Below are 18,968 nucleotides of genomic sequence, written 5' to 3'. Positions count from 1 at the left end.
ACGCCATGCATGATCATAATGCGAAAATAACATAAATGGATACTCCAGGTGATGAAATGATACATACATATTCAGGTGAGACAATTAGTTTTGATATAAATTACAAAAAACGAAAAAATATGGGTGTTTATATAGATGTTTATGGAAATATTGAAGTCCAAGCTCCTAAAGGGACATCTGTTGAATGCGTGCTCCAATTACTAGAGGAAAAATGGGATTGGATTCAGCAAAAATCAAAAGAAATGAAGGACCGAACGCTTGGGCCGAAGGAGAAGGTCTATGATCATGGTGAGAACTTTCTTTATTTAGGAAATGCATATCCTGTACAGATCTCTCAAGATATCAATGCCAAGCAGGACTATGTGGTGTTTGAAGGAGATAAGCTGCATATATATGTAAAACAACTTGAGGATGAAAAAGTAAAGCAAGCTTTAAAGAGATTTTATTATCAGCAGTGTAAAGCGTTGGTAGAGAGGAGTATTCAGTCTTATCAAAGCAACTTTAAAACAAAACCACGTTCTATCCGCATTTCTGATAATAACAGGACCTGGGGAACCTGTGATTCAAAGCTGCAGCTAACATTTAATTGGAGGCTGGCAATGGCGCCATTAAAAGTAATCGACTACGTAGTGGTTCACGAGATGTGCCATATGGTCCATCTAAATCACGATCGATCCTTTTGGCGCCTTGTTGGGAAAATAATGCCCGATTATAAGGAACAGGAAAACTGGTTGGCATTATCAAGCTGGAAAATGACTATTTAGCAGTAGGCATCATGTGTAGGAAAGGATTCATTAAATAGAAATTAATGGTATAAAACAGACTTGTCCGTTTTGGACAAGCCTGTTTTATACCGGTATTATCAAATGGCTCGGGGATGACCTTAAACATTGAGGAAAAACGAAACCATTAGAATATTCGAAGATTTGGCCGTGGATAAGATTGACTCATGCCTCGTAAAGTCTTATATAAACAAATATAAACCAATATAAACGAACTAAATAGAAACTGCAGCTTCCTTTTTGAGTTCTAATTTCTGATAAACAAGCGCAAGCAGCATCGATGGAATCGTACAAACAATCATCCCGATAAAGGCGTATCTTGGCTCAATTTCGTATAAATAGCCGCCGAAAATCGTGAACACCGCAGTGCTCCAGCTAAGTGCCAGCGCTGAATACATGCCTTGTACTTTCGGAATTTGTGAACTTGGAATATTTTGGATTAAATATTTCATAAAGGCATAATGTCCCATTGCAAATGAGCATGCATGCAATGTTTGCGCGATACAGAAAACAATAACATTTGGAAAGGCAAATACTAATATCCAACGTACAGATGAACCAAGCGCCGCTAGTGTTAGTAAAGAGCCTACTGAAAATTTATGAAAGCTCTGATCTGCGATTGAGAAGAAAATGATTTCTGCGATCACGGCAATGTTAATAATTACACCAATTAAATATTTGGGTGCATGGATTTCTTGTAAAAAAATATAGCCATAGTTGTAATAAGAAGCGTGTGCCGCTTGCAGTAAAATCACAATGACGAGCACCAAACCAAAGTGTTTAATACGAAATAATTTCAGCATGCCGGCTTTTTTTGTTTGATCCATTTGCGGTTTTTCAGATAAAACAACAGGTGCACGCATAAAACCAAGACACACGAATACCAATGTGCCGAGTAACAGCGCCCATAAAATCACATCATCCCCAAGCGCCCCTGTAAAGACGGTTAAGATCATGCCGGCCACGACAAACCCGATGGATCCCCACGAGCGGCTCTTCCCATAATGTCTTAATTGTTTACTTTGCACAAGGACGCCAGCCGCGCTATCTAAAGCAGGCATCAACGTTGGATAAAAAAAATGCAAAAGTAACGTTACCACAAGTAAGCCAGCAAAGGAACTGGCTGGAATACAACACAGAATAGCAATTAGCGTGCCGATTGCCATCCCATTTAATAAGGTTTTACTACTAAATTTCCTCGATAAATAAGGAAATGCAATTAAGGTAGAAAGGCCTCTTGCAACCAAACCTAAGCTCATAATCAAACTAGCTTGTGAAACCGTAATCCCTTTTGTATGAATCATCCATCCTGTCCAATAAGGTAGAAAAACGCCCCATGTCATATAAAAACTAAAAAATTGTCTACTCATCCAGCGTTGTGTGTTCACTCTGTATCCCTCCATTGTTTGCATGATATCATGGAGATACGTACAATAATATGAGATATCTCATATTTTGGGGTGGATTATGGAAATTTATAAAAATGAGAAAAGGCAACGCTATTTGGAGGGATACTCCATTGCGCATTTATTTTCTTTTCCGATTGAAGAGTTTATAGAAGTGCATGAATATAAGCGCGATGAATGGATTATTCAAGAAGGCATGAGACCGGATTTTTTATTTTATGTCATTGAAGGAAAAGCAAAAATTTACGTAACTCATCAAAATGGGAAAGTTTCTTTAATAAATTTTATCAACGCAAATGATTATATTGGGGAAATGGAATTATTAAATGAGGTGTACTATACAAAAGGGATTCAAACCTCCACTAAGACCATTTGCTTTGCGCTTCCTTTTCATCGCTACCGCGCACAAATGCTAGAAGATGCGACATTTCTACGTGAACTAACCAAGTTTTTAAGTGTAAAAGCAACACAAATGGCTGCAAAGTATTCACAAAGTCTCGCCTTCCCCCTTGAAAACCGGCTTGCGGATTTTATTTTGCAAACCGCTGATGAAGAGGTCTATAAGGAGAAACATGTAACTGTTTGTGATTTTTTAGGCGTCTCCTATCGACACTTATTGCATGTGCTTGCACAATTTTGCGATAAAGGGTATTTGCAAAAGGAAGGACGTCACTATCGTATTCAGCAGAACAAGCCGCTATATGAACTTGCTGAGATGTTGAGGAATAAGTAACTAACTTGCGAACGGGTGCTTGAGTGTAATAAGTGGATTGCTGCGGCAGTCCTCTTTCTTATTTAGCTTAAGTACAGGTTAGTACAATAACTATGATATAGTTATCTCAATTAATGAAAAGGAGTTGAAGTTTTATGTTTAATAAGCATATGGCTGAGATTGTAGTGAACGGGGAGGGTTGTGCAAAATAATACCTGCATAAGACCTCCCAGAGGTTACAATTGAAACTTTAGGAGGCTATAACATTGAATACAATAGATATGAAGTTGATGATCTTGCGGCTCAATGTCGTTTTAACGACTGTTCTCATAAAAGTGAACCGAACTGCGCCGTGCAAAAAGCTATAGAGCATGGTCATTTGTCAGTTGAACGGTTGGAGAGCTATTGGAAGCTAAAAAAAGAAGCGAAGTACGATGGCTTGAATTCCAGAATGATTGAAAAAGAAAAAATAAATGACATCTTCGGCAGCATGAGTGGCATGAAAAATGCAAGGAAATTCTTTAGAGAACAAAACAAAAACAAAAGAAGATAAAAAGTTGTTTAGGAGCTGGTCTCATATAGAGACAGCTCTTTGAAAAAAGTCATGAAGATAGAATCAAAGTATCATAAGGTGGAAGTGACTGTGACGGAATCCGGCAAGATCATGCTACTTTTTGAAATTTTAATCAAAAATCCATTGAAACGTTTCCAAAAAGGTGATATATTGAAAATATGAAACCGCTTTAGTAATGGAGGTAGTAGTAGTGCCAAGTATAAAGGATGTTGCAGACCTAGCGGGAGTTGGAGTTGGCACTGTTTCACGAGTCATTAACAACCATCCAAATGTAAAACCCGAAACACGGGAGAAAGTAAACGCAGCTATCAAACAATTAAATTATGTACCGAATGAAGTGGCAAGAAACTTTAAAATGCAAAAATCGAAAATGGTTGCGCTTTTGCTTCCAAGTATATGGCATCCGTTTTTCTCGGAGCTCGCTTATTATATCGAAGACGAGCTTGATAAAGAAGGGTTTAAATTGATGCTCTGCAATAGTGGAGGCAGACCTGACAAAGAGTTATATTATTTAGACATGCTTAATCAGAATAAAGTGGCAGGCATCATTGGGATAACCTACAATGATGTCGAAGATAACGTAAGTACTGATATTCCTATCATCAGCATCGATCGCCATTTTGGAAAAAAAATCACATGTGTAACTTCTGATAACTATACCGGCGGCCGCATTGCCTTAAAAGAGCTCGTGAAAGCGGGCGCTAAAAAGACAGCGTATCTAGGAATCAATTCCTCTGCTTATAGTGAGGTCAGACTTCGTAAAACAGGGTTTATCGATGAAGCAGAGGCTCAAGGAATCGAATATATCATCTATGAGGAGCATGATGAGACTTTTAGTGATGATAAATACTTTGGAGATTTCTTCAAAATCAAGGAACATCAGGGTGTGGATGGCGTATTTGCCAATACAGATATACTTGCCGCCAAATATATTGCTGCAGCTAAACAACATGGATTACGAATTCCTGAGGATGTAAAAGTAATAGGTTATGATGGAATTCAAGATAATAAGCTGTTTCGCCCGATTTTATCAACGATTCGACAACCTGTCGAAGAAATGGCCAGGATGTCTGTAAGACTTCTCTTAAGAAAGATTGAAGGTAAAACGTTAGAGCAAGATATTTATCGAATCCCTGTTACGTACAGAGAAGGGGAAACGACTAATTGTTCAATTTTTTTAAATCTTTAATTGGAAACGTTTCAATATCGGAATACTTGAGTAAAGCATCTATCGGATCCTCTTCATATAAAAAGAGGAGGAAACGATTTAGATGTACAAATTTTTTGGCTCTAATTTGGAAACGTTTCAACAAAAACGTTAGAATAAGCCAATTATTGAAACAGCGTACATAGTTAATTTTTTTAATTTTTATTGGAAACGTTTCACTTAGAACACTTGAGCAAGACATTTTATCGAATCCTCTTCTATAAAAAGAGGAGGAAACGATTTAGATGTATAGATTTTTGTAGCTCTAATTGGAAACGTTTTAATTGGGATATTTGAGCAAGATATTTATCGAATCCTCTTCATATAAAAAGAGGAGGAAGCGATTTAGATGCACAAACTTTTTTATCTTCAATTGGAAACGTTTCAATTTAACTGTTGGAATAACTAAAAACCATAATTGAAAGTGAGGCAAGGGTATGGAAACAGCAAGGAAGGCAAATTCGATAATCAATTCATCTATCCAAGTAAAAAAAGGAATAAAACTAAAGAAGATTTTGAGTAATTATCAACTCTATTTATTTCTTTTACCTGCGTTAATCTATTTCATCGTATTTCATTATGTTCCAATGTATGGAGTGTTAATTGCTTTTAAAGATTTTGTGGCAACAAAAGGGATTATGGGAAGTCCCTGGGTCGGATTTAAACACTTTGAGCGTTTTTTCGATTCCTACCAATTTTGGAGCTTAATTAAAAACACTTTGGGTCTTAGTGTTACCCAGTTAATCGTTGGTTTTCCACTTCCTATTTTTCTTGCTTTGATGTTGAACCAAATTAGAAGTGAGAAATACAAACGTTTTGTTCAAACCGTAGTTTATGCACCGCATTTTATCTCAGTGGTTGTATTAGCCGGAATGATCTATGTTTTCTTTTCAAACAACGGACTTATTAATAGCTTAATCGTGATATTTGGTGGCGATCCGATTTCGTTTATGGCAAAGCCAGAATGGTTTAAACCATTATATATCGCTTCAGGTGTGTGGCAAGAAACAGGATGGGCTGCAATTATTTACCTGGCAGCGTTAGCAGGAGTAAGTCCTGAACTGCATGAAGCTGCGGTAATGGATGGAGCCAATAAGTGGCAGCGGATTTTCCATGTGGATATTCCTGCGATTATGCCAACAGCTGTTATTCTATTAATTTTATCCGTTGGTAATATTATGAACATTGGTTTTGAGAAGGCTTACTTGTTACAAACACCAATGAACCAGCCGGCTGCAGAAATTATCCCAACCTATGTTTATAAGATGGGTTTACAGCAGGCGCAATATAGTTTTGCAGCAGCAGTAGGATTGTTTAATTCAGTAATCAACTTAGTTTTATTAGTTGCAGTAAATAAGTTCGCGAAAAAATTATCCGGTACAGGATTGTGGTAACAGGGGGGTGTAGTGAAAATGAGTTTATTAGCCTTGAAAAATAAGAAAGTCACAAGAAGGTCTAAGGAAGACAAGGTTTTCGATATTATTAACGTTTTCCTAGTAGCGATTATGCTAATATTGGTAATTTATCCACTGTACTTTATCGTGATTGCCTCCTTCAGTGATCCAAACATGATTTACGAAGGAAAGGTATGGTTTATACCGAAAGAACTGACCCTTGAAGGATATGAACGAATCTTTAGAGACAGCAAGATTTGGCTAGGTTATAAGAACTCCATCATCTATACGGTGGTTGGAACAGCTGTCAATGTATCATTTACTTTAATGGCTGCCTATGCATTGTCTAGAAAAGATTTGTATGGAAGAAACGTCATCATGTTTTTATTCCTCATCACCATGTTTTTCTCAGGCGGATTAATTCCTACATATCTAGTTGTTAAGAATCTAGGCTTGCTTAATACAATGTGGGCACTAATCCTGCCGAAGGCTGTAGCCGTCTGGAATGTCATTGTGGCCAAAACATTTTTTGAGTCCTCTATTCCTAGTGAGTTATTAGAATCAGCAAGAATAGATGGGTGTTCTGATGTGAAATTTTTCTGGAAGATTGTCCTGCCGCTATCAAAACCAATTGTAGCTGTTATGGTGCTATTCTATGCAGTTGGACACTGGAACTCCTATTTCGACGCTTTAATCTATTTAAATAATGAAAACCTATATCCTTTACAGTTAATTTTACGAAATATTTTAATTCAAAATCAGGCATCTACGATGATGATTGGTGACTTGGACTCATTAGCCGCAAAGCAAAGAGTTTCTGAGTTAATTAAGTATGGTGTGATTATTGTAGCTTCCATCCCGCTTTTAATCGTATATCCATTTGTCCAAAAGTATTTTGTAAAAGGTGTTATGATTGGCGGAATTAAAGGTTAATAGAAAATACCTGCGTTAAGGAGGTGATGGTAGACTCAATTACCAGTTTGCCATCCAATTCATATCCTAGGGGGAAAATAAATGATTCGATCAATCAAGAAAAATATCCAAAAGAATAAGAAAAAGAACATGGCAATGACGTTGGTTTTAGGATTAAGTGCTTCATTAGCGTTAACTGGCTGCTCAAGCAATAGTTCCGCTGGTGCAAAGGAAAAAGCAGATGTTGCCTTTCATAAAACAGGGTTACCGATTGTCGACAAATCTGTTACGTTAAACATTGTTTCACCAAAGGCAGCTCTGGCACCTGACTATTCGAAAATGGTCATTTTTGATCGACTTGAAAAAGCGACGAACGTCCAAATTAAATGGAATAATATCCCTGGCGATGGATATCAAGAAAAGAAAAATTTAATGCTGGCAAGCGGCGACCTGCCAGATGCGTTCTATTCATCAGGCTTTTCTGATCATGACCTTATCCAATATGGTCAGAATGGTACCATTATACCATTAGAGGAGTTAATCGATAAATATGCGCCTAACTTAAAGAAATTATTTGAACAAAGACCAGAATTGAAAAAGCTTGTAACAGCACCGGATGGTCATATTTATTCCCTGCCGCGCGCAGAGGAAATGGATCTTATCGGCATGCCAAATATTATGTTCATTAATAAGGTATGGTTAGACAAGCTTGGCTTGCAAATGCCGACTACATTGGAAGAATACCATGATGTGTTGAAGGAATTTAAAGAAAAGGATCCAAACGGAAACGGTAAGAAAGACGAAATTGGATTGACGTTCTGGTATAACGGCTGGTGCGGTAATGAAGGAGATTTAATTGGTTTATTCGGATTGCCGGACACTCCTTTTGAAGCCGACCACCGTATTGTAAGAGATGGAAAAGTTCTTTATGCGGCGATTCAGCCAGAATTTAAAGAAGCAATTAACTATTATAATGGCTGGGTAAAAGAAGGTTTAATTGACCCCGAGGTTGTAACGCAAAAGACGGATCAGCTGTTTGCAAAAGGAAAAACACAAGATCCAACACTAGGCTCTTTCATTTGGTGGGAAAATACGGAGGTCGTTGGAACCGACCGAGCGAAGGATTATGTCGTATTGCCTCCATTAAAAGGGAAAGATGGAAAAGTAGTGATTGGGCGCTCAAACTATTCCGAGTATGGAAGAGATGCCTTTGTTATCACCTCAGCGAACAAGAACCCTGAAATTACGATGCGTTGGGTTGATCAATTGTATGAGCCAAAAATGTCAGCACAAATTAACTGGGGCCCAATCGGTGAAATTTACGAGGAGGATGCAAATGGCATGTTAGTTAATAAAGAGCTTCCTGCGGGCGTAGCAATGGGTGAATTGCGTCAGAAGGTTGCTCCAGGCGGTCCGTTTGCAGTCTTAAAGGAGCACTTTGGCAAGGTTGTAGACATGGAACCAAGGGCGAAAGAAAGATTACAAATTCTTGATCAGTACTATAGACCACATATGGTACAAGAAAACTATCCATCTATCTTCTTTAGCCCTGAAGAGCTTGAAGTCATTAATACGATTGAGCCTGAAATTAAAGCATTTGTGAAGCAGAAGGAAGCGCAATGGTTAATCGAGGGCGGCATTGAGAAAGAGTGGGATGCATATGTGAAGCAGCTAAATGATATGGGACTTGATAAATTAATGAAGGTTTACCAAAAAGGATTAGACCGCTACAACAAACAGTAACTCCAACTATACAGCCAGACATCCTTTCTCGTCTGGCTCTTCTTTTCAAAAATAAGAAGTAGGATGATGTACATGTTTGATGTCACAGCTTTAGGAGATTTTATACCCTCCGGTCATTCAAAAAAGGTGGAATTCCCAGGGAGCTGGCAGAACGATTAAAAAAAGAAGTCCTTAGAATGGAAGAAAAGGAGAATGGAAGAATGAGTAATGCCTTAGCAAAACAGCAATATTATATGGAAAAATACCGCCCGCAGTATCACTTCTCACCAGAGAGTCAATGGATGAACGATCCGAATGGGATGGTGTTTTATAATGGGGAATATCATTTATTCTATCAATATCATCCTAATGGAACAACATGGGGACCAATGCATTGGGGACACGCAGTAAGTAAAGATCTTGTTCATTGGGAGCATCTACCAATTGCATTAGCACCTGATGAACATGGAGCAATTTTTTCAGGAAGTGCCGTAGTGGATTGGAATGATACTAGCGGTTTCTTTGAAGGAAAGTCAGGGTTAGTTGCCATTTTCACTCATGCGGATACATATCCTGATTCTGATCGTCCAAGGCAAAGGCAGAGCCTTGCACATAGCAAAGATAACGGGCGTACATGGGTGAAATACGAGGGAAACCCTGTACTGCAAGAAGATATCACAGATTTTCGTGATCCAAAAGTCTTCTGGCACCATAAAACCAATCAATGGGTCATGGTATTAGCCGCAGGTCAAACGATTCGAATCTATACTTCACAGAACTTAATAACATGGGAGTTTGCTAGTGAGTTCGGAGAAGGACATGGCTCACATCAAGGAGTTTGGGAGTGCCCAGATCTTTTCGAATTATCAGTTGATGGTGATCCTACACAAAAAAAATGGGTGCTCTTCGTCAGTATCGGTGATAATCCGAACTATAAAGAAGGATCTAGAACACAGTATTTTATTGGAGAATTTAATGGAACAACATTTGTAAATCAACACACTCCAGAAACGACTCTTTGGATTGACCATGGACGCGATAATTATGCGGGCGTTACCTGGTCTGATGTTCCAGCCGAAGACGGAAGAAGGATATATACTGGTTGGATGAGCAACTGGCGCTATGCAAATGTTACTCCTACAAAGGAGTGGCGAAGTGCGATGACGATTCCTAGGGTACTTACGTTAAAGAATACAGAACAAGGTGTGCGGCTCGTTCAAACACCCATTTGCGAATTACAGGCTCTTCGCAGCGAAAAAGTATCAATCCAAAACGAAGAAGTGATACCAGGAAAAAATCTTTTAGAAAATGTAAAAAGTAATACGTTCGAAATCATTGCTGAGTTTGAAATTGGATCGGCAGTGGAATTTGGCTTCAAGATTTGTAAGGGAGCCGGTGAAGAAACGATTATCGGATATGATGTAGAAAACAACACGTTATTTGTAGATCGAACAAATTCAGGAAAGGCTGATTTTCATGAGGCATTCGCCGGAAAACATGGGAGCAATCTAGTACCACAAAATAACAAGATCACCTTACATGTTTTCGTTGATAGGTCGTCCGTAGAATTGTTCGGGAACGATGGGGTGTCGGTCGTAACAGACTTGATTTTCCCGAATCAGGAAAATAAGCAAATTGAACTTTATGCAAAAAATGGAGAAGTTAAGCTACATTCTTTAGAGCTTTATACATTAAAATCTACCTGGCGCTAATGTAGTGAAAAGGTAATAGGGGGAATGATGGAATGAACAATTTACACAACAGGCTATTTCACACATTGAATACAATCGTAGATTTATTTCTTCTAAATTTATTATGGGTTGCTACTTCACTCCCTCTTATTACCTTTTTTCCGGCTACAGCAGCTTTGTTTAGCGTTGTCCGTAAACGAGTTTTACAAAAGGAAACAGAAGGCATTTTAAAGAGCTTTTTACGAATGTTTAAGGAAAATTTTAAACAAAGCTTTATGATCTCGACTATTTGGTCGGTACTAGCGCTTTTCTTATATTTTGATTATAGATTTATCAATCCGAACATATCTGTTGGTCAACTCATTTTGTACATCATCTTAGTCATTGGTATTTTGTTGTTTTGTTCGATATCCATTTATCTTTTTCCGATTATGGTCCATTTTGAACTCAACTGGAAGCATGTTATTCGAAATGCCTTTTTCTTTTCACTTATGAATCCAGTCTTAACCATTCTTTTATTAATTATTTTAGGTGTTTGTACTACCTTATTCTATTTTTATCCAGTGACGATTTTATTCATTGGCAGTTTCGCAGCATATGCAGTTTATTACTTATGTCAAATGTGCTTTAACCAGCTGCTAAAAATAAAGGAAACGAATTGAGGAATTCTTTTGTTTTAAGTTTCTTAAGCGGTGCATTTAACCGCATACATACTAACATCCATTCTTATAAGCTAACACATTATTTCTTATAAGTTGTTTTGTATGCACCTTCTTTTTTGTTTGTATATAAAAGACAAATATTTCTGCCATTAGGTAAAGATGCAAAAGGTGTTGAAAAATATGTCTTCTTTTTCAATCCTTGGTTTGATGGGTACAGTCCACACAATGTAAAATATGTTTGGTATTGGATTGGAACATGGGATAAAGAAAAATTAGAGTTTGTTCCTGACCACGCGGATCCAAAACAATTTGATTACGGTGAACACTTTACAGGGCCAAGCGGGATGGTTGATGGAAAAGGACGTTCCATTCTCTTTAGTATAGCTCAGGACCGCAGGACAGAGCAGCAACATTATGATGCTGGCTGGGCTCATAATGCAGGGTTACCACTGGAGCTTTCATTAACTTCAGAAGGCTCATTAGGGATTAAACCAATTTCTGAATTAGATTCCTTAAGGAAGAAGGAACTTGTTTCAATTAAGAATATGAAAACAGATAAAGTCAATCGATTATTAGAGACTGTTAAAGGCGATATGTTGGAAATTCAACTCGAAATAAATCCAACCTCTGCAAAACAAGTAGGTTTGAAGCTTAGAAAGTCATTAAATGGAGAGGAAGAAACATTACTGTTCTTCGATGTAGATAAGCAATTACTTAACATTGATAGAAACAAATCTAGCCTCGATCCGGATATACAAAAAGGTATACAGGGCGGGAAGCTTAAGATCGGAAGGGATAATCTTAAGCTTCACATTTATCTGGATCGTTCAATGATTGAAGCCTATGCAAATGGTGAAAAAAGTATCACATCACGTGTATATCCAACACTTTCCGATGCACTAGGCTTGGAATTATGGAGTAGTGGTGGAAATGCCATTGTCAAGTCAATGCATGTATGGGAAATGGGTTCTGCATACGGGAAAACAGTTCCTTCCTATTGGCCTGAACCTAATGAAGACGATGCTGTTGGTCCTGATAGTACAGAATTAACCAACCATGATTTCCAGTCAGGGGATTTAACAGGATGGACTGTTGTAGAAGGAAATGCTTTCTGTCATGAACACGTAACCAAGGCAACTGATTGGGGATGGGGTGGTCCTTTTAACCAAGCTTCAGACCGAATTGATTCAGAAAGATATCATTTATGGGGATTTAATGGAGAAAAAGGCGGAGATTCACTGACAGGAATCTTAAAATCTGAGAACTTTGTATTAGGAGGAAATGGAAAAGTTGACTTCCTTATCGGTGGAGTAGCTAATCTAGATCGATTATATGTGGCACTTGTCCGAGCTTCGGATGAAAAAATTCTGTTTAAAGCAACAGGAGCGAATTGGGAAGCCTATAGAAGGGTTTACTGGGATGCTTCTGACTATCTCAATGAAGAATTATATATTAAAGTCGTAGATTATGAAACAGGTGGTTTTGGCCATATCAATCTTGATGATGTAAATGTACCTGTGACCATAAAAAAGTAAATAGTAACCTTAACGTATTCTAATTGGAAGTCATAGAAGAATAGAGAATGGGAAGGAGATAACATTTCAAGTGTTGAACTGCGCCCCAATAGTTAGACAAACAAATCTAACTATCGGGGCGCAGTTTTTTTATGACAAAACATTCTTTTTGTTATAAAACATGCACTACCAATCCAATGATGATCGCATTGGGCAATGAATCTTCAACGAAAAGGAATTGAGTACATCGTTGAAGTAACACAAGAAAGCATGACTTCCCTTGTGGATAGCTGTCAATCTGCCGCGATGTAAACACCACTTTAAGGAAGGAGATTCGCAATAATCATTCGTACTTCTGGTAATTACAAGCCCCCACTTTCGGCCAACGGAAGTCTCCTTGCGGGAAAGAAGCGTTAGCGAGTAAGTGGTGGCAGTTGACGCTAAATAAGACGCTTTACAAACTCATCCTTGTATAAGAATTACTCTTTAATACTTTCTCCATCACAGGGATTCTTTCTTGTATTTTTGTAGCATAGGTAAAATCACCAAAGCAATACGGATAACGGAAGTTTCCTTTAAATCCGCCGCAAGTGTACAGGTCTGGATGATTATCCACCTGCATTTTTGAATACTCCTTTGCAAGTTTCTCGCTATGCTTGAAGCCATTTGCAGCCACATAGTGAATATATCCCGGACCCATGTTGTAGCTTTGTATAATCGTATTCATGTCTACATGCTCTTTTACTCCAAGTGTGTACATTTGATAAAAATGTAGGACCCCTTGTTGGATGCTGAGAGAGGGTTCTTGAATTTCATTTCTTTTTAATCCGGCTGATTCAGAAGCTTGCATAGGATCACTTCCTTCTCCACGGCTTTCCTGGTACATAATAGACAGCAATACTGGAGTGAATACAGTTAAGTCATATTTGCCCAGTTCTTTCTCAATTTCAGACTTATAAGACAGAACCCTGCCGGTTAGGTATGAATAGAAAGAATGACTTAACATATTTTTTAGATCATTTCCCCATATTGCAAAAGTCATGAAGAAAGTAAGCGATAACGCGAGAATGGAAAAAAAGCATCCAAATCTCTTTATCATGTTCTTTCCTCCATAATTGTAAGTAATGCTTCACAAAAGAAATTACGAAAAGCGTTATGCTTGTATTATCGTAACATATCTCATCTCAAGTATTGTTACATGTATCTTACAAATAAATGATATACAGGAGAAAGGACTGATTAAAAAGGGGTTATACCTATTAATGGAAGAGGTATTGACTGGTTGAATGTTTAATATTGGATTAAAGAAATATAAAATTAAATACCAGAAACATCTGAAATAGACTAATAAGGCCCATTACAAATCTTTTGAAATAGACTTTCCTTTAATCATTTACGTTTTCAGTTTTGTAATAGAATTAGGTAAACAGGAAATGATATCTACTAAAAACAATTTGGAAGTGGAATCATTTGAACATTATACAAAAAAGTGGCATCTACATCTTGGTATTTTCAATTTTGGCGGCCTTTTTACCGTCTTCCTCCAATTCATATGCAAATGAATTAGATCAAAGTTTTCAAGCAGAGATCAATCGGCTCTTACAGGAAGAACCACTTTTAAAAGGAGGGCTTGCGGGAATAAGCATTCGATCTGCAAGTACTGGGGAAATCTTATATGAGCATAATGGGGACATCCGTATGAGACCTGCCTCAAATATGAAGCTCTTTACCTCAGCAGTAGCCTTATCGGTCTTAGGAGAAGAGTATCAATTTAAGACTGAAATCAGAATAGAAGGAAAGAGAGATGGAAGTATCCTAAAGGGGAATCTGTATTTAAAAGGTTTTGGCGATCCAACACTTTTAAGAGAAGATCTCAATCAAATGGCTAAGGATATTGCCAATTCCGGAATCAGTATCATCGAGGGAGACCTCATAGGGGACGACAGCTGGTTCGACGATGTTCGTTTATCTCCTGATTTAATTTGGAGTGATGAGTACGCTTATTATGGATCTCAAATTTCGGCACTTACAGTTTCTCCAAATAAAGATTTTGATTCTGGTACCATCCTTGTCGAGGTATCTCCAGGTTTGAAAATAGGGGATCCCGTACAAATTCAACTCTCACACAAAACAAATTATATACATATCATCAATCAGGCAGTGACCATACCTCCTGATGGAGAAACAGACCTTACAATTGACCGAAAACACGGTTCAAATACTATAATTGTTAAGGGCTTTCTTCCTATCGGAGCAAACATTGAAAAAGAATGGATAGCAGTTTGGGAACCGGCTCAATTTGTGCTTGATCTCTTTAAGCAAGAATTAGCAAAACAAGGGATCAAACTTTTGGGAACTTCTAAGGTTGGTGAGACACCTAAGGATGCTAATATCCTTACAAGCCATCTATCTATTCCATTGTCTGAACTTCTCATACCTTTTATGAAGCTTAGCAATAACGGACATGCGGAAATCTTAGTTAAGGAAATGGGGAAATTAAGGAAAGGAGAAGGCAACTGGGAAAAAGGGTTAGAAGTGTTAAATGAGCAGCTGCCCAAATTGGGTGTGAATCCAAATACATTAGTTATCAGAGACGGTTCAGGCATTTCTCATGTTAACTTAATTCCAGCTAATGAAATTTCGAGCCTTCTGTTTCATGTTCAAAAGGAAAAATGGTTTCCCTCTTTCTTAAAATCCTTGCCTGTCGCTGGTAATAATGACAGGATGATAGGAGGAACCTTGAGAAAGAGAATGGAATCCTTAAACGTAAAAGCAAAAACAGGAACCATCACAACTGTTACTTCCTTATCTGGTTATATAGAAACGAAAAAAGAAGAAACACTTATATTTTCCATTCTATTAAATAATCTGCTTGATGAAGAAAAAGGAAAAGAAATCGAGGATAAAATAGTAGAAATAATAGCGCAACATTAAATATATGTAAGAGAGCCGTATACAAACATTCAGCTCCTTTAACTATGGTAGGAGTAGGCCGATTAGCTGAAGCTTTAAATGCTCGAGGGTGGATAAAAAATTGATCGATGCCCATCTAATATTAAATATATTGTACTTGATTAAAGGGTACAGTTACTGCAGCTGAAGCAGAAATGGAAACAGAAGAGTTCATTGCAGTTTTAAAGGGAGAAAATCCTTTCCGAATTATTTTCTAAAAGAGAGGGAGAGTAGCCCTCTCTTATTTACTGTCGATTTTTAGTATTTAATATCTAGAGTAAAAATTCCCTCTTTAACGGACTTAGTCCAGAAGTCCCCTTCTTCAAGTGCGTAAAGGGAGGAGCCCAGCGGTAAGAGGGGGTAGTTCACGTTTATTTAAAAAACCCAAAATATTACTACTTGATTTTTATAGTCTAAATTTAGATTTAAGGTAATGGTACACTCCGTCTTCATCACAAGTGAATTCTGTTATGTCGTGGACTATTTCTTTAATGCGGTCTGAAGCATTTTTCATAGCCACAGCATAACTAACAAACTGTAACATTGGTAAGTCATTGTCACTATCACCAATAGCCATAGTTTCACCCTCAGATAAATCAAAATGCTTTAACATCTGTTTTATTCCTGTTGCTTTGTTCACGTTCGCAACCATCACTTCGACATTGTGCTCGGAAGATATGGAGGTAGTAAAGTCTATTTCTAGCTTTATCTTATCAAGCTCATATTTCCATCTATTTATATGTTCTTTTGTTCTAGAAAAGAAATAAAATTTCGAAAATTCATTTCCCTCTATGTTATCCTTCCAAGCAATGTCTTCTTTAATCGCATGTTTACGTGAAAGCCACTCATTAATTCCAACACTGTCTGGCTTTGGATCTCTAATTTCATCCTCAACATATTGTTTATCTTGCTTTAATGTAACTCGAGATGTTCCATATGGGAAAAGCTCATAATACACTTTGTTTTGTCTTGCTTTTTCAATAAGTGTTTCCACTAACTCACGTGAAAGTGAATGTTTAAATATTACTTCTTTTTCTACATACCCCGCCATACCATTTGAAGTAATTAGCCCATCCACTTGAAAACCTTGAGGTACTAATCCCTCTATTTCATCAACAGCTCTACCTGTAGCTACAAAAACGAATATTCCTTGGTTTCGTAAATCATCAATAATTTCTTTTGTACGAATGCTTACTTTATTTTGATGATTTAATATTGTACCATCCATGTCCAAGAAAATTGCCTTAGGTTTCAATACCATCACTATTCCCCCTTATTTGGTAAAAAGAGTTTATTTGGCAAGTATACACCTCGTTATTTCTAACATCAATGAATTACTTCCTCACCAAAAAAGAATTCCAATCCCTATGCATATAGAATATCAAATCATATCAAAGATAATATTGGAGTACTTGCGGCATATGAGAAGTACGTAAGGCAGTTTGAGCAGCTTTTAGGTTGAGTTTTACCTTTTTTATTTGGGGATCGTATGAGGTACTTATACAACCTTTCTTAAATGTAAGAAGAGGTTTTATTTGGAATAAATACAGAAATACTTAAAAAGTTAATATTTCTAAAATTTCAACTTGTCCGAAAGCGTTTCCTGTTGATAAAGTCATAGGAAGATATTGAAGAAATGGTTCTGGTGCAAAAACTTCAAAACAATTACAATTAATCTTTAAAATATAGTGGAGCAAGATCATCGTTTTATCAAGAAACGAATCCGTTCTATGCTAGGATTCAAAACGTTTCGAACAGCCAAACAGGTCCTCTGTGGAGTAGAAGTAATGCATAGGCTAAAAAAGGACAACTTCAACAAGGGGTAAAGTCTTTCCAGAGTGAGATTGAATTCATCCATAAATTATTTGGAGCAGTATTATAATTCACAGTTGAAAAGGATATCGAGATTCTATGCTTCTAAAAAATCATATTTGTACCTGAACCTGCTTGTCCTCAACGTTGTAAAATCGCAAAACTTTGATGATACCCCTCTAGGAGGAAGATAAATGATGAAAAAGAAGTGGATCATCCTATTGATTAGTTTGGTCTTTCTAGCTACTGTAATAGGATGTATAGTCAAGTTCCTTAGAAAAGATGATAGACCTAAAGTAACCGTTGTTTTACAAGACCTAGACACACAGTATTGGAATATTGTGAAGGCGGGAGCAGAAAAGGGGTTTCGAGAATTTGATATAGATGGTAAAGTTGTCGCACCAGGTTTCAAATCAAAAAAAGATGTACAGGAGTATGTGTTAAAAAATATTCTTAAAGAACATCCGGATGTATTAGTTGTCTCTCCATTACAATCACCTGCGGTCATGTCTGCCTTAAGGAAATTTGTCGAACATAAGATTCCCGTATTACTAGTAGATACAGATATTCCTTTGGAACATAAAACTGCTTATATTGGTACCAATAACTTTGAGTTAGGCAGAAAAGCAGGTGAGCTATTAGCTTCAGGGCTGCAGCCTGGAGATGAAGTGGCCCTTATTGCTGGATCTTTAACCGGTCCCGTTTCGGTTGACCGGATAAAGGGAGCTACACTTAGTTTAGAAGATGCAGGAATTAAAATTGTAGCAAAAAAAGTAGATTTACCAAACGAAGCTTTGCCGGTTAGAAAAGCAATGACAACAATTTTACAGAATCATCCTGATGTGAAAGGTATCTTTGCTACAACCGACATCATGGCACTAAGTGCTGTAAAGGTGGTTAAGGAGCAAGGATATAAAATGCCAGTCATAGGAGCAGATGGAATTATTGAAATGAATAAGTTAATAGAAGACGGAACGTTAACTGGTACAGTAGCACAGAACCCTTATGATATGGGGTATATAAGTGTTGAAACTGCATGGAAAGTGCTAGAGGGGGAACAAGTTAGAAAAAATATTGATACTGGTGTAGATCTTATCACCAAAGATAATGCGAAGCAAAAACTGGATTTCCTAAAAGAATTGTTGGAGTGAAGTTTCGCTATTGGTCATTCATAAGTTATGAGATTTTTATTGGAAGTGACTGGGGTGGATCAGGAATTAACATGCAAGGGTTGTATATCACGAAAATCTGGATGTAATGGCTTCGTAATTCAGCTATGGCACGTGTTCAAAAATCGCAAGTCCCAACAGGGTAACCCTTGTTGGGACTTTTTTGTTTTTACGGGAATGCTGTAATAGTAGTTTCCCGTAGCACTTATCCCAACATAGAAGTAGAAATGTATGAGGTAATGTTAAATCAGCTTGTTCAATCCCCCGGTAAACAAACTATAAAGAATGAATGAAAAAGCTCTAGTTTGCTTAATGTGAGTTGCGCTCGCTCATGATGGTACTACACAACCTGTTTTGAGCTGCCTTTATAGTTTAAGTTTATTTCTTCTAAAAAAGTGTGCATATTTATAAAAAGTAGCACGCCTATCTTACTTAACTTGCTAGTTTTCTTTTAATTTT

The 18,968-nt window shown here is 37.4% G+C and carries 14 protein-coding genes and 1 pseudogene; 12 read left to right on the top strand and 3 right to left on the bottom strand.

The features are described 5' to 3' along the window. Positions 1-56 precede the first annotated feature (56 nt). Complete coding sequence (locus tag AC6HZ4_RS14845) at positions 57-764, top strand: M48 family metallopeptidase (RefSeq protein ID WP_497490353.1); 708 nt, start codon at positions 57-59, stop codon at positions 762-764. A 233-nt stretch (positions 765-997) separates the two neighbouring features. Here AC6HZ4_RS14845 and AC6HZ4_RS14840 read toward each other — a convergent pair whose 3' ends face one another. Beyond that, positions 998-2,170, bottom strand: a complete 1,173-nt coding sequence (locus AC6HZ4_RS14840; RefSeq protein ID WP_497490352.1) for an MFS transporter — start codon at positions 2,168-2,170, stop codon at positions 998-1,000. A 79-nt stretch (positions 2,171-2,249) separates the two neighbouring features. Between AC6HZ4_RS14840 and yeiL the strand changes: the two genes are divergently transcribed. The 8 genes from yeiL to AC6HZ4_RS14800 all read left to right on the top strand — a co-directional run bounded on the left by yeiL (position 2,250) and on the right by AC6HZ4_RS14800 (position 12,597). Continuing rightward, positions 2,250-2,921, top strand: a complete 672-nt coding sequence (gene yeiL, locus AC6HZ4_RS14835; RefSeq protein ID WP_497490351.1) for a transcriptional regulator YeiL — start codon at positions 2,250-2,252, stop codon at positions 2,919-2,921. A gap of 743 nt (positions 2,922-3,664) precedes the next feature. Continuing rightward, the gene (locus tag AC6HZ4_RS14830; RefSeq protein ID WP_497490349.1) at positions 3,665-4,663 is read left to right on the top strand and encodes a LacI family DNA-binding transcriptional regulator; all 999 of its coding nucleotides are present in this window, start codon (positions 3,665-3,667) and stop codon (positions 4,661-4,663) included. A gap of 455 nt (positions 4,664-5,118) precedes the next feature. Then, entirely contained in the window at positions 5,119-6,075 is a 957-nt protein-coding gene (locus AC6HZ4_RS14825) for an ABC transporter permease (protein ID WP_497490347.1), read from the top strand. An 18-nt stretch (positions 6,076-6,093) separates the two neighbouring features. Next, entirely contained in the window at positions 6,094-7,008 is a 915-nt protein-coding gene (locus tag AC6HZ4_RS14820) for a carbohydrate ABC transporter permease (RefSeq protein WP_497495726.1), read from the top strand. Positions 7,009-7,137: 129 nt separating this feature from the next. Further along, positions 7,138-8,730, top strand: a complete 1,593-nt coding sequence (locus AC6HZ4_RS14815; RefSeq protein WP_497495725.1) for an ABC transporter substrate-binding protein — start codon at positions 7,138-7,140, stop codon at positions 8,728-8,730. Positions 8,731-8,930: 200 nt separating this feature from the next. Continuing rightward, entirely contained in the window at positions 8,931-10,421 is a 1,491-nt protein-coding gene (locus AC6HZ4_RS14810; protein WP_497490346.1) for a glycoside hydrolase family 32 protein, read from the top strand. Between the two features lie 32 nt (positions 10,422-10,453). Beyond that, positions 10,454-11,062 (top strand): YesL family protein, encoded by a 609-nt coding sequence (locus AC6HZ4_RS14805; protein ID WP_497490345.1) that lies wholly within the window; start codon positions 10,454-10,456, stop codon positions 11,060-11,062. 116 nt (positions 11,063-11,178) lie between these two features. Continuing rightward, complete coding sequence (locus AC6HZ4_RS14800) at positions 11,179-12,597, top strand: glycoside hydrolase family 32 protein (protein WP_497490344.1); 1,419 nt, start codon at positions 11,179-11,181, stop codon at positions 12,595-12,597. Positions 12,598-13,030: 433 nt separating this feature from the next. Here the strand turns inward: AC6HZ4_RS14800 and AC6HZ4_RS14795 are convergent, their stop codons facing one another. After that, positions 13,031-13,675: a lysozyme family protein gene (locus AC6HZ4_RS14795; protein ID WP_497490342.1), complete on the bottom strand. Its 645-nt coding sequence runs from the start codon at positions 13,673-13,675 to the stop codon at positions 13,031-13,033. 395 nt (positions 13,676-14,070) lie between these two features. On the opposite strand from AC6HZ4_RS14795, the gene dacB reads away from it, so the two are divergent. Further along, positions 14,071-15,510: a D-alanyl-D-alanine carboxypeptidase/D-alanyl-D-alanine endopeptidase gene (gene dacB, locus AC6HZ4_RS14790; RefSeq protein ID WP_497495723.1), complete on the top strand. Its 1,440-nt coding sequence runs from the start codon at positions 14,071-14,073 to the stop codon at positions 15,508-15,510. Between the two features lie 424 nt (positions 15,511-15,934). On the opposite strand, the gene AC6HZ4_RS14785 is transcribed toward dacB, so the two are convergent. Then, positions 15,935-16,789, bottom strand: a complete 855-nt coding sequence (locus tag AC6HZ4_RS14785; RefSeq protein WP_497490341.1) for an HAD family hydrolase — start codon at positions 16,787-16,789, stop codon at positions 15,935-15,937. A gap of 421 nt (positions 16,790-17,210) precedes the next feature. Here AC6HZ4_RS14785 and AC6HZ4_RS14780 point away from each other — a divergent pair. Further along, a pseudogene (locus AC6HZ4_RS14780) lies at positions 17,211-17,410 on the top strand (DDE-type integrase/transposase/recombinase); the annotation flags it as partial. A gap of 124 nt (positions 17,411-17,534) precedes the next feature. After that, complete coding sequence (locus AC6HZ4_RS14775) at positions 17,535-18,491, top strand: sugar ABC transporter substrate-binding protein (protein ID WP_497490339.1); 957 nt, start codon at positions 17,535-17,537, stop codon at positions 18,489-18,491. The last annotated feature ends 477 nt before the right edge of the window (positions 18,492-18,968 follow it).

Source organism: Ectobacillus sp. OTK (genome assembly GCF_059698935.1).
This window is presented reverse-complemented; position numbering and strand designations above follow the sequence as displayed.